Below are 15,825 nucleotides of genomic sequence, written 5' to 3'. Positions count from 1 at the left end.
GAGCATGAAACAGCTTCAACGCGTCCGCCTTGCCGGCACGGCAGCCGGGGTCGCACACCCGGGTGCCGGCGCGCACGGCTGGGCTCCGCATTTGGGATTGACGACGGACGAGCTGGCTCGGCCGCCATGTTTTCCGATCATCGCCGCATTGCGCGAGGCCTGCGCCGCGCCGCCGACCGCGCCGCTCGACGTGGGCGCGCTCGCCCTTGGCGCCGCGTCCATTCTGCGCCGGCGCGATCCGATCGTATCGGTCCAGTCGGCGGACCTCGGCGACATCGACGGCGTGTTGTACCGGACCGGCACCGGCGGCTGGTCGCTGCTGCACCAGGCGACGCTCGATCCGCGCGAAACCCGCTTTGTGCAGGCCTGGCTGCTCGCCTGCTACGCCATGGGGGAGCAGGCCGATACCGATGCCTTCGAATGCCGGGGGGACAGCTTGTATTGGCTGGCCGATGACGACAGCCCGTCGGCGCGGGCCTACAGCTTCGCGGCGCGCCTGACGATGCCGGCGGCCGCCTGCGGTCTCGGCCTGACCGGCCATGTCGATGGCGACGTGCTGATTGCCTTCGCCCAGCGGCTGCAGGTGCCGCTGCTGCATGCCGCGCGGCGCTGGCTCGCGCGTACCGCGCAGAAGGCCGTGCTGGTACTCGACGACGGCGGAACAGTGCGCGCCAGCTGGCTCAGCGAAACGGCGTGTTCGGCGGGCTGGCGGATCGATGCGGCAGCGGTTCCGGCCAGAGCGGGGCAGTATGCGGTCGGATCGTCGAGCGATGTCATGCAGGCTGCCGCGGTACACGAACGCCGCGTGGCGATGTCGGACTGGTTTGCGCGGGCGCCGGCCGGGGGCCAGCTGATCGAAGCGTCGTTGGGAACGGTCGGTGGCGGACGGTGGCGGTTCGGTCTGACCCTGCTGCAGCTGCCGCGCGATGCGGTCTGTCCGCAACCGCGGGCGATATGGCCGCAATATCGGGCCAGTGTCGGCGCGTAACGCGCGGGCGCCCGTAGCGCGGCAACGCAGCAGATCAGCGGATCAGCGGACCAGTACCCTGCGGTCCGAGGCGCCTCGCGTCACGCTGCTGCAGGCCGCCGAATTGCGCGGCGCCAGCCGCTCCAGCTGGCGTTGCATCCGGGTCAGATAGCTGATCATCATGCCGCGCTCTTCGAGGCTCAGCGGCGACACCCACACCGACTGCAGCGCCTTGATTGCCTGACCCAGCTTGTCCATGCGCTGGCTGGCGCTCGAGCGGATCACCGGAATCGGCGCGGCCGCATGGTGGCTCGGCTGCGCCTCGAGCCATCCCTGGTCCGCCAGACTGCGGACCATCGCCTCGAATTCTTCGGCCTGGAGCCACGGCAATGCACAAGCCGCCGTGATGCGATCGGGTTCGGCGTGCTGCCGGTGGGCCAGGTGTTGCAGCAGATGCCATTCCGTCGTCGAGATGCCGGACTGCGACAGAACGTGGTCAAGCGCCGAATGCCAACCGGCCAGATTCTCTTGCAGACAGCGCAGCAGCGGTTCCTTGGCGTCGTACAGGTTGGCTGACATGGTGTCGCGAGTCTCCTGTTGTGTTTTTGCCTGATGTCTTCCGCTCGCTGGACTGGCGTGGCGCGCGCGGCTAGCCCTGCCTTGCGATCGGGGGCACCATCGTGCGTTGCCCGGATACCGCTTTCTTTCGGAAATCTGACGAAAGTGTTTGGTGGATCTTCGGGTAAAGCGATGGTTTTGGCAGTTCCCCGCTACTGCGACACGGCGTCGCAGCGGCGCGCCTCATGGGCGCGCGCCTTGCTTGCCGGGCTCACTGCCAGAACGCATCGACCTCGCGCAGCAGATGGCCGGCCAGAATGTAGTCGCCCAGGCGGCTGGCGCGCGCTTCCAGCTCATGCAGTTCCTGGTCCGGAATGGCACCGAGATCGAACAGGCAATAAAGATTGCGCTGACGGAACGTGGTCTTGGCTTTGGCGAGCCCTTCGATCAGGGCCTCGTGCGAGCGCACGGCGATGCTTTCCTGGCCGCGATACTGGACGCGGATGCCGCGCTTTTCTCCCAGCCGGCCCAGTTCGACGGCGTCCTGCCAACCCGTTTCATAGTCCAGCTCCAGCGCCAGAACCTCACGGGCGGCCAGCAGACGCAGGGCCTCGTTTTTGCTGCCGGCTCGTGCGATTGACATGCTTACCTCTCGTGGCGATCAGAGACTGTACAAATATACAGTCCTTGGGGGCACCCGGCAAGCAGAAGGTGCCCCCAATCGGTGCCGCAACGCGACCGGCGTGCGGCCCGACCGATCGTCGCTCACGCCGCCTCGCGCCTGCTTCGGGCGATCTCCCGCACGAACGCCTGCATCGACCTCGGCGGACGTCCCAGGATCGTCTGCAGTACCAACGTATTGGCGCGCAGCCCGTGGGCGGCGTAGTGTTCGTGGATCTTGCGCAGCAGGTCCCATTGCGCCGCGGTGTAGTTCAGCGGCAGCCGCGCCTTCCATCGATCGAAGTCCAGTTCCCCGGCGTCGATCTTGCGCCCCAGCGCGTCGCTGATCATCGCCGCGATCTGTGTGCGCGTGAGCCCGGCCTCGCCGGCCAGTTCGAAGCAGCCATATGCCAGCCGATCGGTGGTCAACGCCATCGCGGCGACCTCCGCTACATCGCGATAGTCGACGCGGGCCACCGGCACGTCGACCGGGTAGGGCTCGGCGAGGACGCCGTCGACCAGCACGCGCACCCATCCCCCCAGCAGGTTCTGATAGAAGTTGGCCGGCTGCAGCACGGTGAACTGCAGGCCCGAATCGAACAGCGCCTGCTCGACCGGAATCTTGCTGGCGTGGTTGGCCAGCGATATGTCGGTCGGCTGGATCACCGAGGAAAAGACGAAGCGCCGCACGCCGGCCCGTCGGGCCGCATTGACCATGTTGACGCCCAGTTGCGGCTCGTCCGGGGCGAACGCGGGCCCGATGTAGAAGACGCCGTCGACGCCGTCCAGCGCGGCGGCCAGCGTCTCCGGGGAGCGCAGGTCGGCCACCGCGACCTCGTCGGCGCCATTGGCCAGCGCCAGCGCGGAGCGCTGCGCGTCGCGTACCAGTCCGCGTACGGTCACGCCCTTGTCTCGCAACGCCTGCGGCACCAGGCCGGCAAAGCGCCCGGCGGCGCCGACAACCAGCACGCGGTGCGCGGCCGCGCTTTCTGGCGATTGAGGGGAATGCGTAGTTGTGGCGATGGGTGTCACGATGCGGTTCCTCGTTCGTGGTGGATGATCCGGACACGATAGAGATTCCCGAATTAGGTGAGAATACGAGCGGCCGATGATTCTCCATTCCCCAAATCGAGAGAATGGAGCGCGCCGATCGACAGCGATGGACAACGATGGACAACCCATGGACCGCCTGCCCGACATCCTGACCTTCCTCGCCATCGCCGAGCAAGGCAGCCTGAGCAAGGCCGCCCGGCATCTGGGCCGCTCGCTGCAAGCGGTCAGCCGTTCGCTGGCGCTGCTCGAGCGCAGCCTCGGCGTGCAACTGGTGCAGAGGACCACCCGCACGTGCCAGCTGACCGAGGCCGGCGAGGCATTCCGGCAGCGCGTCGCGCCGGCGATGGCCGAGTTGAACGAGGCGTGGGATACCGCCTCGAGCCTCAGCGCGTCGGCATCCGGGACCTTGCGGATCAGCGCGCCGGTGCTGTTCGCGCCGGCGTATATCGTGCCGGTGGTCGCGCGCTACATGGAGCGGCACCCGAACGTGGAAGTGGAACTGGTGGTCAGCGACGCCTTCATGGATCTGCGCGCGCAAGGGCTGGATCTGGCGGTTCGGATCGGCGAGGTCACCGACGACAACCTGAAGGCGCGCCGCCTGGCGATGCTGCGGCGCGTGGCGTTCTGCTCGCGCAGCTATGTCGCGCGGCACGGCGTGCCGGCGCATCCGCGCGAACTGGCCGCGCATCGCTGCGTGGTGCGCAGCGGCGAGGGCAACGACGCACGCTGGCCCTTCCTGGTCGACGGCAAGCTGCGTCGTGTTCCGGTCGCTGGCAGATTGCGGGCGGGCAGCACGGCGGCGGTCAACGAGGCCGTCGCGCTGGGCCTGGGCATCGGCTTCGGGCCGCTATGGCAGGTACGGCCGCTGCTCGATCAGCGGCGCCTTGTCACCGTGCTCGACGACTTCGAGGCGGCGCCGATCCCGGTGCAGGCGGTATGGCCCGCGGCGCGGGCGATTCCGGCCAAGACGCGCGCCTTCATCGATCTGCTGGCGGAGCATCTGGGCGGCTTGTCCTTGTAATGACCCAGAACGCCGCGCGCCCAGGGTCCTACTTGGCGAACACCTGGCTCATGTCGCCGAAGGCCTTGAATTCGAGCGCATTGCCCGACGGGTCGAGGAAGAACATCGTCGCCTGTTCGCCGACCTGGCCCTTGAATCGCACGTGCGGCTCGATCACGAACCTGACGTTGGCCGCACGCAGCTTGTCGGCCAGCGCCTCCCATTGCTCCATCGACAGGATCGCGCCGAAATGGCGCACCGGGACATCGTCGCCATCGACCGCGCTGGTCGAACGATGGCCGGTCTCTTCGGGCGCCAGATGCGCCACCACCTGATGGCCGTAGAAATTGAAATCGACCCAGCTGTCGGAGCTGCGGCCCTCGGGGCAGCCGAGCAGCTCGCCGTAGAAGCGCCGTGCCTCGGCCAGATCGTGCACGGGGAACGCCAGGTGGAACAGGGGAATGGATTGCATGTGCGGGGCCTTTCTGCTCTGAAGAGGAAGCGCCGGGATCCGGCGTGGTATGGTCCGGGAAATTCTACTCAGCACAAGTCGCGATATGAAGCGAATCATCTTTGCGCTGAGTATCGAAAACTTCGATGACCGCTGCGCCATGATCCGCTACTTCCGCACCTTCCTCGTCGCCGCCGAGACCGCTTCGTTTTCCGCCGCCGCGGCGCGGCTGTCGCTGACCCAGTCGGCCGTCAGCACGCAGATACGGCGGCTGGAAGAGGATCTGGGCTGCGCGCTGTTCGATCGCACCGGCAAGTCGGTGACGCTCAGCGAGCAGGGGCGCAAGCTGCTGCCCGAGGCGGTTCGCTTCGTCGAGCTTTACGAGTCGATGAAAGGCCAGGCGCACGCCGCCCCGGCGCTGACGCCGATCGACCTGGGCGCGGTATCGACGGTGCAATCGACGCTGCTGCCCAAGGCGATGCAGCGTTTCCGCGCCGATTACCCGAAGACCCACGTCAATATCGTGCCCGGCATGTCGACGCAGTTGCTGACGCAGGTCGACGCGCGCGAGCTCGAGGTCGCGGTGATGATCAAGCCGCGCCTCGGCATTCCGGCCGAACTCAAATGGATGCCCCTGCTGAGCGAGCCCTTCGTCGCCATCGCGCCGCGCGGCGCGCCCCGCGAGCTCAAGGCAATGCTCGGCGCGCTGCCCTTTATCCGCTACAACCGGCATTCGGCCGGCGGGCATCTGGTCGACCGCTATCTGAAGCGCCATCGGCTGCGCGTCGACGAAGGCATGGAGCTCGACGAGCCCGCGGTGATTCTGCAGATGGTCGACCAGGGGCTGGGCTGCGCGATCGTGCCGGCCGATCTGCTGCCGCTGGCGCAATGCCCCAACGTGCAGGCGGAGCCGTTGCCGGGACGGCCGATTCATCGCGAGGTCGGCGTACTGGCGCGCCCTTCGGCGCTGTCGCGCGCGCCGACCGCGGCGCTGATCGAAGCCTTCGTCATCGCGGCGCGCCAGTGGCGCGGGCGGCGGACCAAGGTCCGCTGAACCGGCCGCGCCGGGACCGGAGCAGGCCCCGATCAGGCCCCGATCAGGCCCGGATCAGGCCGGACTCGCATGTCCGAATCCGGCTGGTCGTGCCGCCGGAAAGCGGTAGCATGCAGCCATGGAACTCGATCCCGACACCTGCTACCGCGCCGTGGTTTCGCACGACCGCCGCTTCGACGGGCGCTTTTTCGTCGCCGTGTCGTCGACCGGCATCTACTGCCGGCCGGTCTGCGCGGTGCGCACGCCCAAGCGCGAGAACTGCAGTTTCTTCGCCACGGCGGCGGCGGCCGAGAAGCACGGCTATCGTCCCTGCCTGCGCTGCCGGCCCGAGCTTGCGCCGGGCCACGGGCTCGCGGATCTGTCCGGCCGGCTGGCACAGGCGGCCGCGACGCTGATCGACGAGGGTTTTCTGGCCGATGCCGGCGTGCCGGAGCTGGCCGCGCGCATCGGCGTCACCGAGCGGCATCTGCGGCGGCTGTTTACCGCGCAGTTCGGCGTCTCGCTGGTCGAATACGCGCAGACGCAGCGTCTGCTGCTGGCCAAGCGGCTGCTGACCGATACCGCGCTGCCCGTCACCGAGGTCGCGCTGGCGGCCGGCTTCGGCAGCGTCCGCCGCTTCAACGACGTGCTCAAGACCCGCTACGGCCTGGCACCGACCGCGATGCGCAAGCGCGCCGCCGGCATGCCGGCCGACCGGCTGGTGTTCGAACTCGGCTACCGGCCGCCGCTGGCATGGTCCGCGCTGATGCAATTTCTCGGCGCCCGCGCGGTGCAAGGGGTCGAGCAGATTTGGCCCGATGCGCATGGCGGAGAGTATGGGCGGACCGTCGCCATCGAGGTGGGCGGACGGCTCCACAGCGGCTGGATCCGGCTGGCCCTGGCGCCGCAGCGCCACGTGTTGCGCGTGACGCTGTCCGGTTCGCTGGCGCACGCCATTCCGCAGGTGCTCGGCAAGGTCAGGCGTCTGTGCGACCTGGGTTGCCGGCCCGATGTGGTCGACCGCCATCTGGGCGCATTGGCGGCAGACATGCCCGGCATGCGTCTGCCAGGGACGGTCGACGGCTTCGAAATCGCGGTGCGCGCGGTGCTCGGCCAGGTGGTCTCGCTGGCCCAGGCGCGGGCCATGTTGCATCGGCTGGTGCAGGCATATGGCACGCCGCTGGCCGTGCCGATGGACGAGCTGGGCGCCTGTTTTCCGAGTGCCGCCACGCTCGCCGCCGTGCCGCCGGCCGAACTGCTTGCGCTCGGCGTGCCGCTGGCCAAGGCGCGCTCGATCCAGGCGATCGCCACGGCGGTGGTCGAGGGCCGGCTGTCGCTGGAGCCCGGGGTCGAGCCTGCCCAGACCGTGGCGGCGCTGTGCGTCATCGACGGCGTGGGCGACTGGACCGCGCAATACATCGCGATGCGCGCGCTGGGCTGGCCCGATGCCTTCCCGGCCAGCGACTACGCGCTGCGCAAGGTGCTCGGCATCGCGCGCAACGGCGAGATGCTGCGTCACGCGGCCCAATGGGCGCCGTGGCGCGCCTACGCGGCCATGCATCTGTGGCGCCAGTATCAGGACATGCAGGATCGCCGCGAGCGCGAGCGTGCGACGGAACGTGCCGCTACCGCAGGCGCGGGCGGAGCCGCCGGCAAGCAAGCCGCGCCGCGCCGGGCGCGCCGCCCTCAATTACAGGAGCAGCCAACATGATTCACTATCGTTCGATGTCCAGCCCGCTGGGCGACGTGCTGCTGCGCGCCGAAGATGGCCATCTGACCGGCGTATTCTTTTCCGGCCAGAAATACCATCCGGCCGGTCCGTTCGACGGCGCCGCCGCCGATGCCCGCCATGCCCGGCTGCTGGATCAGGCGGCGGCGCAGCTGGCGGAATATTTCGCCGGCACGCGTCAGCGCTTTACCCTGCCGCTGCGTCTGGCCGGCAGCGCGTTTCAGCAGCAGGTCTGGCAGGCGCTGTGCGACATCCCGTTCGGCCAGACCATCAGCTACGGCCAGCTCGCGCTTGGCCTTGGCCTGCCGCCCGGGCATGCGCGTGCGGTGGGCAGTGCAGTCGGCCGCAATCCGATCTCGGTGATCGTGCCGTGCCATCGCGTGTTGGGCGCCAAGGGCGCATTGACCGGCTATGCCGGCGGCACCGATCGGAAGCAGGCGCTACTGCGGCTGGAGGGCACGGCGGCGGCGCCCCATCTGCCGCTGTTGCGCGACGCGCTCGCGGCGGCCGCGTAAGGCCAGGCGCTTGGTCCAGACGCTTGGTCCAGACGCATAACGCTGCCGTCGACATGCCGCGGCTGTTCGTCGCACTGGAAACCCCCGCGCCGCTCGCCGCGTCGCTGCTGGCCACGCTGCCGCGAGAGCGCGGGGTTCGCCCCACGCCTGTCGCACAGGTCCATCTGACGCTGCGCTTCATCGGCGAGGTGGACGAGCAACACGCCTCGGCAATCGACGACGCGCTGGCCACGATTGCCGCCGCTGCGGTGCCCGTGCGCGTGGCAGGCGTCGGCCGCTTCGGCCGGCGCGGCGGGATACTGTGGGCCGGCGTTGCGCCCGTGGAACCGCTGCTGGCCCTGCATGGCGCGATCGATCTGGCGCTGCGCGATGCCGGCGTCGACGCCGAGGGGCGTCCCTTCCATCCGCACCTGACGCTGGCCCGCTGTGCACCGCAGGCGCCCGAGCCGCTGCTGCGCGAATGGGTCGCCGCCCAGCGCGAATTGGCCTGCCCGCCCTATCTGGCGCAGCGCTTCGTGCTGTTCGAGAGCCGCCTGCAGCGGCAGGGCGCCGAGCATCGCTGCCGCCGGGCCTTTGCCTTGCGCCCGGCGGACCCGGACAACCCCACCTAAGTCGGGCTCAAGTTTTGCGCCGAGGATGCCGATTCTGTACTAGAGTCCCATCGCCCGCATTGTTGGATCCCCGCACCCGCCCGCGTGATTTCATGAGTTCCCACCAGTCCATCGACCCGCCAGAGGCCGCTGCCGTCTCCGAAGCCGCGTCCGCCGCCGCATCCGACGCCGCATCGGACGAGCAGTACCGCCTGACCCATGCCTCGCAGATCGGCACGGTGCTGCGCGATCTGGCCTGGCAGAAATGCACGCTGAACGTGCGTTCCGGCCGTGGCCGCGAAACCGTTTCCTCGGTGCTGCACGTCGATCCGGGCAGCCGGACCTTCATCTTCGACTGGTGCCGGACCGACGAGGAAGCGCGCGCGGTGCTGGAAGCCGAGGAGAACGCGATCTCCGCTTCGCTGCGTGGCGTGCCGGTGAGCTTCACCATCGGCCGGCCAGAGCCCCTGCAATATCAGGGCGGTCCCGCGTTCAGAGCTCCATTCCCGGACAAGCTCTATCACTTCCAGCGGCGCCGGCATTTCCGCGCGCGCACGCTGGTCACCCGGGGCTATGGCTGCGAGGGACGGCTGGACGACGGTACCGTGGTCAAGCTTGATATTTCCGATCTGTCGCTATCGGGAGTGGGCCTGCGCTCGCGCACGGTCGGCGATACGCAACTGCCGGTGGGCACGCGCATCGCGCGCGCACGGCTCGATTTCCGCGAGCTCGGCAAGCTCGATCTGGATCTGCAGGTGGTGGGGCATTGGCTGGTGGGCCGCGACGACAGCGCGATTCACCATTTCGGCTGCGCCTTTGTCAATCCGGATGGGCGGCTGGAAAATACGCTGCAGCGGCTGGTATTCGCGCTGGAATTGGCCCATCGCGGCTAATCGGAAAAGAGGGCGCGGCGGCAACGTCGCGCTTTGCTTTATTGCGGCTTGCTCTGCGCCACCATCGTGAGTGCCAGCATCACATCGCCGGACAGACGGCCGCCGTTCGATGGCATGCCGGCGTCTTCCAGGATCGCCCACAAATTCTCGGAGCCGGCTGCAATTCGCTGACGCAGTTCGGCGAGATAGGCCTGTTCGGCGGGCATCAGAGGTCTCTCTGCCATGCGCATATCCGCCACGATTGCGCCAAGCGAGATGTCATCGAAAGTCATATTGGTGTTGCGGTAGTCTCTTTTTTGGCAAGAGTCTTTCAGGTTCGGACTTGTTGGACGGTGATTTTAGCAATGTATATCGCAACGCGATGCATTGAATACCGCGACTTTTTTCCCTCCAATTCCGAGGAGTGATGGCGGCGACGCGCCTTGCGCTTTAAAGGCTCACGATTGTGAGCATTGCGACATGATTGGCTTCAAACAAGCGGCCCAAATATTGGCGCTGCATGTCGATTGTCGTTGTGGCGAGGCGACAGCCGCACGCGGCTTGATTGACGCTGCACTTGATCGACGTCGCGCGCGATCGACGCCGAGCATCAAGCCGCAATCAGTTTGCTCATTTCCATGGCCGCCTCGCGCATGCGGGGCAGCATGCGCGCAAGCATCTCCGCTTCGCCGACTTGCGTGGGCCGCACGCTGACGCTGATGCCGGCCACGACCTCGCCCGATTCGGCGTGTACCGGCACCGCCAGCGCGCGCAGGTCGAGCTCCAGTTCTTCGTCCACCACGACATAGCCCAACGCGCGGGCCTGTTCGAAGCAGGCCTCAAGTTCGGTGCGCGAGACCTTGGTCTGCAGCGTGCGCGGGCGCAGTTCGGCCCGCTCAAAGTACGCATCGCGCGCCGGCTCGTCCAGATGCGCCAGCAGCATGCGGCCGATCGACGTGCAGAAGGCAGGCAGGCGGCTGCCCATGCCGAGCGCGTGCGACAGCATGCGGCGCACCTCGCAGCGAGCGAGATACAGGATGTCGGTGTCTTCGAGGATCGCCAGCGCCGAGGTCTCGCCCACCGCTGCGCTGAGCCGGTCCAGGATAGGCTGTGCCTGCGCGACCAGCGCGGTCGACGAGAAGTACGCGTGGCCGAGATGCAGCACGCGCGGACGCAGCGCGAAGCGGCCATCCTCCTGGCTGACGTACCCGAGCCGCTGCAAGGTATAGAGGCAGCGCCGTACCGAGGCGCGCGACAGCTGCGTGCGCTGAGCGATCTGCGAAATGGTCAGGGGCCGCTTGCGCTCGGAGAAGGCTTCCAGCACGTGCAGGCCCCTGGCCAGCGACAGCATGAAATTGGGGTCGCCCGCGTACTGGTCCAGCTGATCGGGACGCGCCGGCGCGGTTCGCAGCGGAGCGGCATCGGCGCGCGCGGCATCGGGCGCAGCAGGGGCAGCAGGGGCGGAAGTCGCGGAAGCGGCGGTGGAACGGGTGGCGTCCATACGGAAAGAGGCCCGGAACACGGGCGGCAGCGATCGTTCGATAATCGCGCATCATAACCGGCGGCGCGGCGCCGAGGGGAAATCCCCGCCGGTGCCGCCGTTCGACGCCCGCGCTATTCGGCCAGCGCTGCCAGGATCTGCGCGTGCAGGCGGCGATCGCCGCAGGCCACCACACGGCCGCCATGCTGGGGATCGTCGCCGGTCCAGCTGGTGACGATGCCGCCCGCGCCTTCGACGATGGGGATCAGCGCCTGCACATCGTAGGGCTGCAGGCCCGCCTCGACCACCGCATCGACATGGCCTGCTGCGACCATGCAATAGGCGTAGCAGTCGCCGCCATAGCGCAGCAGTCGCGCGCGGTCGGCCACGCAGCGGAACGCCTTCCATTCGGCCTCGTCGCCGAACATCTCGGGCGTGGTGCACATCAGCTTGGCTTCGGACAGGCTGGCGCACGGTCGCGTGCGCAGCGGCGTCTTGCCGAGCCACGCGGCGTCGCAGGTGCCGACGAAGCGCTCGCCGGTGAACGGCTGGTCCATCACGCCCAGCACGGGCCGATCGCCGTCGTTCAGCGCAATCAGCGTGCCCCACAGCGGCAGGCCGGTGATGAAGGCGCGCGTGCCGTCGATCGGATCCAGTACCCAGGTCAACGGCGAGCTGCCCTCGATGCGGTCATGCTCTTCGCCATGGATGCCATGGTCGGGATAGGTGGCCGCGATCAGCTCGCGCATCGCGGTCTCGGCGGCCTGATCGGCGGCGGTGACCGGGTCGAAGCGCCGGCCGCCCTTGTCCTGCACCTCGGCGTGGGTGCGGAACAGCGGCAGGCTTTTCGCCGCGGCCGCATCGGCCAGGCGGTGGGCGAAGTCGAGATATTCGTTCAGGCGTTCGGCGGGCAGGGGCATGGCGATGGCGTAAGGGTAGGGTGAGAGGGGGAGGGTGAGAGGGAGCGGCCGCTGCAGCGATGGTACGTCGGTCCCGCCCCGCAATGCCAGCCGGCCGGCGTGGATTGCCTGGCCCGCTGCCGCCTACCGCCGGTTCGGCGCGACGATACCGAAACGCTCCATCTGCCGATAGACCGTCGCGCGCGAGATGCCGCAGGCCGCGGCCACCTCGGTCACGTTCCAATGGTGCGTCTGCAGCGCGGCAAGCAACTGGCGCGCCTTCGGATCGTCGGGCATCGGCTGGCCGCCCGCGTCCGGCGCGGCCAGCGCACGTAGCGGGCTGGCAGCGCCGGCGTCCGTGACCTCGGGCGGCAGATCGCCCAGATCGATATGGCCGCCGTCGCTCATCGCCAGCGCGAAGCGCAGCACGTTGCGCAGCTGACGCACGTTGCCGGGCCAGTCGTAGGCCAGCATCGCGCGCCATGCCTCGCCCGACAGCGTCGCGTCGATCTGCAGCTGGGCCGCTTCCTCCTGGCAGATGCGTTCGATCAGATAGGCCTTGTCCTGGCGTTCGCGCAGGGTCGGCAGATACAGCGTCGCGCCGCACAGCCGGTAATACAGGTCCTCGCGAAAGCGCCCTTCGGCGATCAGCTGCCGCAGGTCGCGGTGCGAGGCCGCGACCACGCGCAGGTCGACCGCCACGGGGCGCTGCGCGCCGAGCGGCGTGACCTCGCGCTCGGACAGCACGCGCAGCAGCCGGCTCTGCAGATGCAGCGGCATGTCGCCGATCTCGTCCAGAAACAGCGTGCCGCCATCGCTCTGCGCGATCAGGCCACGCATGCCCTTGCCACGCGCGCCGGTGAAGGTGCCCGCGGTATAGCCGAACAGCTCGCTCTCGATCAGCGTTTCGGGAATCGCCGCGCAATTGACCGCGATGAACGCATGCTCGCGCCGGTTGCTGCTCTGATGCAGCGCCTTGGCCAGAACTTCCTTGCCGGTGCCGGTCTCGCCGTGGATCAGCACATTGAGCGGCTTGTTGGCGAGACGTTTGGCCTGCGTGATCAGCCGCTGCATCTGCGCATCGTCGGCGCCGAGCGCATCGAGCGCGGCGGTGTCGCCGGGCTCGGGCGCCGCCGGCGTGGGGAGGCGTTGCGGCATCACGCGCGGCGCGATCGCGCTGGCGTAGTAGACCTCGTCGCCATGCGTGCGTAGCGTGGCGCGATCGGACGACATGCCGGCCCGTGCGATGCGCCACAGATCGCCCATGTTTTCGCGGAACAGCATCGTCAGCGGGCGTCCGATCACCGGGCCATGGTCGGCCGCGCGCAGCGCGCGACGGGCGCCGCTGTTGATGCCGCAGACGATGCCGTCGGCATCGAAGGCCACCATGATCTCGCCGCTGACGTCGACCAGCGACCAGGTCGCGCCGAGCCGCAGGATCCAGCGGTCGCGGAAATAGCGCAGGAAGTTGGCGTCCTCGATCATCTGCGCATACATCGCCGTCATCTGCAGCGCCAGATGCTGGCTCTCGCGCGGACCCGGCGAGGTCAGCGCCGATACGTCGAGCACGCCCAGGAAGCCGCCGGTCGGGTCGAACAGCGGCGCGCTGTTGCAGGTCAGGCTGATGTGCGAGACATCGAAGTGGTCGGTCTGATGGCAGGTGACCGCGTGCTGCTCGACGATGCAGGTGCCCACCGCGCAGGTGCCGGCCTGGCGCTCGCTCCAGTCCGCGCCGAGATAGAGGCCGGAGCTCTTGAGCTCGCGATCCCACTGGTCGTTGCCGATGAAGTCGACCGCGATGCCGTGCGAATCGGTCAGCAGCAGCACGTAGCCGAGCGAGGACATACGCTTGTACAGCTGCTCCATGCCGGTGCGCGCCACGCCGAGGAAGTCCTCGATCTGGTCCTTGTGCTCGCGCAGCCGTCCGGCTTCCACGATATGCGCGGGCATGCGCCGGCCCGGGTCCATGCCGTATTCGTTCACGCAGCGGATCCACGAGCGCTCGATCTCGCTTTGCGGCGGCCGGTCGGGGTCGGCCTGGCTGGCGAGCATCAGCACCTGCTCGACATGCGCGTGCCGATGCGCGGCTTGCTTGGCACTGATCACAGGGTCTCCTTCGCTGCGCCTTGCCGTGGGGACGGGCGACGCTTTTGTGCTGTCGTGTTCGTGGTGTTATCCAATATAGACGGGGCGGCGGGCGGTGTCGGTACAGTGGGCGCCTTTGCCCTCTCCCGCGGCCCCTCTCCCCCGGCCCCTCTCCCGCGAGCGGGAGAGGGGAGTCCCGGCGCGGTGAAGAAAGCGGCAACGCCCTCCCCAGCGCGACGACCTTACACCAGCCCCGGGCCGCACTTCAATCCCGACAAGCCCGGGCTCAGACCTCGCCCTTGCGCAGCGCGCCGGCCAGATATTCGGCCTGGCGGATGGCGAGCGCCACGATGGTCAGCGTCGGGTTGGCCGCCGAGCTGGAGGTGAACTGGCTGCCGTCGGAGATGAACAGGTTCTTGACGTCGTGCGCCTGGCCCCAGCGATTGACCACGCCGTCGCGGGCGTTGGCGCTCATCCGGTTGGTGCCCATATTGTGACTGGCGGGATACGCCGGCATATCGATGACCCGCGTCGCGCCGACCGCCTCCGACAGCTTGCGGAACTGCTGCAGCCCGTGCGCGGCGATCGCCTCGTCGTTGCGGTGGTAGGTCTTGGTCACGATCGGGATCGGCAGGCCGTACTGGTCCTTCTCGGTCGGATGCAGCGTGATGGAGTTCTGCTCGCGCGCCATGTCCTCGCCGCAGACCCAGATCGCCGTCATATGGTCGTACTGCTCCAGCGCCGAGGTCACGTCGCGCCCCCAGCCGCCGGGCTTCATGAAGGCCGCCGTATAGGGCAGGCCCAGCGCCAGCCCTTCCAGATAGTAGCCGCCGTTGAAGCCGCGCCTGGTATTGAGCGCGACTTCGTCGGCCACCACCGCGCCGATATCGAAGCCTCGGTACATGTAGACCGGCTTGCGGTGGATCGCCACCGCCGCGGCGGTCGCGTGGTTCATGTAGTTGCGGCCGACCTGTCCCGACGAGTTGGCCAGCCCGTTGGGGAACAGGCTGGACGCCGAGTTCAGCAGCAGCCGCGGCGACTCGATCGAATTGCCCGCCACGCAGACGACGCGCGCCTTCTGCAGATGCTTGCGCCCCTTGCTGTCGGCATACAGCACGCCGTTGACCTTGCCGGACTTGTCGTGCTGGACCTGCAGCACCATGCTCTCTGGCCGCAGCTCGACGCGGCCGGTCGCCAGCGCCTTCGGGATCTCGGTATAGAGCGCCGACCATTTGGCGCCGATCTTGCAGCCCTGCATGCAGAAGCCGGCCTGCTGGCACGCGGGGCGGCCGTCGTACGGCGTGGAATTGGACGCCACCGGCCGCACGATCTTGCGATAGCCGATCTTGCGCGCGCCGGCCGCCACCACCTTGTACTGGTTGCTCTCGGGCATCGGCGGCTGGCCGCTCGCGGCGCTGCCGGTCACGCCCATCTTCTTCTCGGCCTTGTCGTAGTAGGGCGCCAGTTCCTCGTAGGTGATCGGCCAGTCCAGCACGTTGGCGCCCTCGACCTGGCCGTAGATCTGCCGCGTGCGGAAGTCGTGCGGCTGGAAGCGCAGCGCGACGCCGGACCAGTGGATGGTCGAGCCGCCGACCGCCTTGACGATCCAGGCCGGCAGGTTCGGATAGGTCTTGGTGTGGTGCCAGCCGCCGGCCGAGATCCGCTTGTCGAGCCACGAGATCTTGCGGAACATCGCCCATTCGTCGTTCTCGAAGTCGGCCTGCGTGTAGTGCTTGCCGGCCTCGAGAATCACGATCTTGCCGATGCCCTGCTGCGCCAGTTCGTTGGCCAGCGTGGCGCCGCCCGCGCCGGAGCCGATGATGACGACCGCGTCGCGGTCGTTCAGGTCGATCCGTGTTGCCATGTTTGTCTCCAGTGTTGTATTGGTGCCGTCCGCGGTGCTGTTCTGTGCAGCCCTGCGATCCGCGTGCGG

16 protein-coding genes are annotated in these 15,825 nt (G+C 68.3%); 7 read left to right on the top strand and 9 right to left on the bottom strand.

Annotation, left to right across the window (positions count from 1 at the left end):
- Window positions 1–4: 4 nt before the first annotated feature.
- The gene (locus J5T34_RS16475; protein WP_208580819.1) at window positions 5–988 is read left to right on the top strand and encodes a hypothetical protein; all 984 of its coding nucleotides are present in this window, start codon (window positions 5–7) and stop codon (window positions 986–988) included.
- Window positions 989–1,030: 42 nt separating this feature from the next.
- On the opposite strand, the gene J5T34_RS16470 is transcribed toward J5T34_RS16475, so the two are convergent.
- The 3 genes from J5T34_RS16470 to J5T34_RS16460 form a co-directional block, all read right to left on the bottom strand.
- A complete protein-coding gene (locus tag J5T34_RS16470; RefSeq protein ID WP_208580817.1) occupies window positions 1,031–1,546 on the bottom strand; it encodes a hypothetical protein in 516 nt (171 codons plus the stop codon).
- A 250-nt stretch (window positions 1,547–1,796) separates the two neighbouring features.
- Window positions 1,797–2,168, bottom strand: coding sequence for a PHA-granule associated protein 4 (locus J5T34_RS16465; RefSeq protein WP_208580815.1), 372 nt, complete (start codon window positions 2,166–2,168; stop codon window positions 1,797–1,799).
- Window positions 2,169–2,290: 122 nt separating this feature from the next.
- Window positions 2,291–3,217, bottom strand: a complete 927-nt coding sequence (locus J5T34_RS16460) for an NmrA/HSCARG family protein (RefSeq protein ID WP_208580813.1) — start codon at window positions 3,215–3,217, stop codon at window positions 2,291–2,293.
- A gap of 148 nt (window positions 3,218–3,365) precedes the next feature.
- On the opposite strand from J5T34_RS16460, the gene J5T34_RS16455 reads away from it, so the two are divergent.
- Complete coding sequence (locus J5T34_RS16455; RefSeq protein WP_208580811.1) at window positions 3,366–4,259, top strand: LysR family transcriptional regulator; 894 nt, start codon at window positions 3,366–3,368, stop codon at window positions 4,257–4,259.
- Between the two features lie 28 nt (window positions 4,260–4,287).
- On the opposite strand, the gene J5T34_RS16450 is transcribed toward J5T34_RS16455, so the two are convergent.
- Window positions 4,288–4,710 (bottom strand): VOC family protein, encoded by a 423-nt coding sequence (locus tag J5T34_RS16450; protein WP_208580810.1) that lies wholly within the window; start codon window positions 4,708–4,710, stop codon window positions 4,288–4,290.
- A 139-nt stretch (window positions 4,711–4,849) separates the two neighbouring features.
- Between J5T34_RS16450 and J5T34_RS16445 the strand changes: the two genes are divergently transcribed.
- The 5 genes from J5T34_RS16445 to J5T34_RS16425 all read left to right on the top strand — a co-directional run bounded on the left by J5T34_RS16445 (window position 4,850) and on the right by J5T34_RS16425 (window position 9,449).
- Complete coding sequence (locus tag J5T34_RS16445; protein WP_208581042.1) at window positions 4,850–5,743, top strand: LysR family transcriptional regulator; 894 nt, start codon at window positions 4,850–4,852, stop codon at window positions 5,741–5,743.
- Between the two features lie 118 nt (window positions 5,744–5,861).
- Window positions 5,862–7,433 (top strand): DNA-3-methyladenine glycosylase 2 family protein, encoded by a 1,572-nt coding sequence (locus J5T34_RS16440; RefSeq protein WP_208580808.1) that lies wholly within the window; start codon window positions 5,862–5,864, stop codon window positions 7,431–7,433.
- A complete protein-coding gene (locus tag J5T34_RS16435) occupies window positions 7,430–7,966 on the top strand; it encodes a methylated-DNA--[protein]-cysteine S-methyltransferase (protein WP_208580806.1) in 537 nt (178 codons plus the stop codon). The genes J5T34_RS16440 and J5T34_RS16435 overlap by 4 nt, the downstream gene beginning before the upstream one ends.
- Before the next feature lie 23 nt (window positions 7,967–7,989).
- Entirely contained in the window at window positions 7,990–8,577 is a 588-nt protein-coding gene (gene thpR / locus J5T34_RS16430; RefSeq protein ID WP_347880662.1) for an RNA 2',3'-cyclic phosphodiesterase, read from the top strand.
- Window positions 8,578–8,669: 92 nt separating this feature from the next.
- Window positions 8,670–9,449, top strand: coding sequence for a flagellar brake protein (locus tag J5T34_RS16425; protein ID WP_208580804.1), 780 nt, complete (start codon window positions 8,670–8,672; stop codon window positions 9,447–9,449).
- A gap of 38 nt (window positions 9,450–9,487) precedes the next feature.
- Here J5T34_RS16425 and J5T34_RS16420 read toward each other — a convergent pair whose 3' ends face one another.
- The 5 genes from J5T34_RS16420 to J5T34_RS16400 all read right to left on the bottom strand — a co-directional run bounded on the left by J5T34_RS16420 (window position 9,488) and on the right by J5T34_RS16400 (window position 15,756).
- On the bottom strand, window positions 9,488–9,721 hold the full coding sequence (locus J5T34_RS16420) for a hypothetical protein (protein ID WP_006576881.1): 234 nt from the start codon (window positions 9,719–9,721) through the stop codon (window positions 9,488–9,490).
- Between the two features lie 317 nt (window positions 9,722–10,038).
- Entirely contained in the window at window positions 10,039–10,929 is an 891-nt protein-coding gene (locus J5T34_RS16415; protein WP_208580802.1) for an IclR family transcriptional regulator domain-containing protein, read from the bottom strand.
- 113 nt (window positions 10,930–11,042) lie between these two features.
- Window positions 11,043–11,828, bottom strand: a complete 786-nt coding sequence (gene hisN / locus J5T34_RS16410) for a histidinol-phosphatase (protein ID WP_208580800.1) — start codon at window positions 11,826–11,828, stop codon at window positions 11,043–11,045.
- Between the two features lie 123 nt (window positions 11,829–11,951).
- On the bottom strand, window positions 11,952–13,913 hold the full coding sequence (locus J5T34_RS16405) for a sigma-54-dependent Fis family transcriptional regulator (protein ID WP_208580798.1): 1,962 nt from the start codon (window positions 13,911–13,913) through the stop codon (window positions 11,952–11,954).
- Between the two features lie 265 nt (window positions 13,914–14,178).
- On the bottom strand, window positions 14,179–15,756 hold the full coding sequence (locus J5T34_RS16400; protein WP_208580796.1) for a GMC family oxidoreductase: 1,578 nt from the start codon (window positions 15,754–15,756) through the stop codon (window positions 14,179–14,181).
- Window positions 15,757–15,825: the final 69 nt, after the last annotated feature.

The sequence above is a fragment of the Cupriavidus gilardii genome (assembly GCF_017598945.1).
Classification (GTDB): Bacteria; Pseudomonadota; Gammaproteobacteria; order Burkholderiales; family Burkholderiaceae; genus Cupriavidus; species Cupriavidus gilardii_E.
The sequence above is the reverse complement of the archived record's forward strand: the minus strand, read 5'-3'. Positions and strand labels throughout refer to the sequence as shown.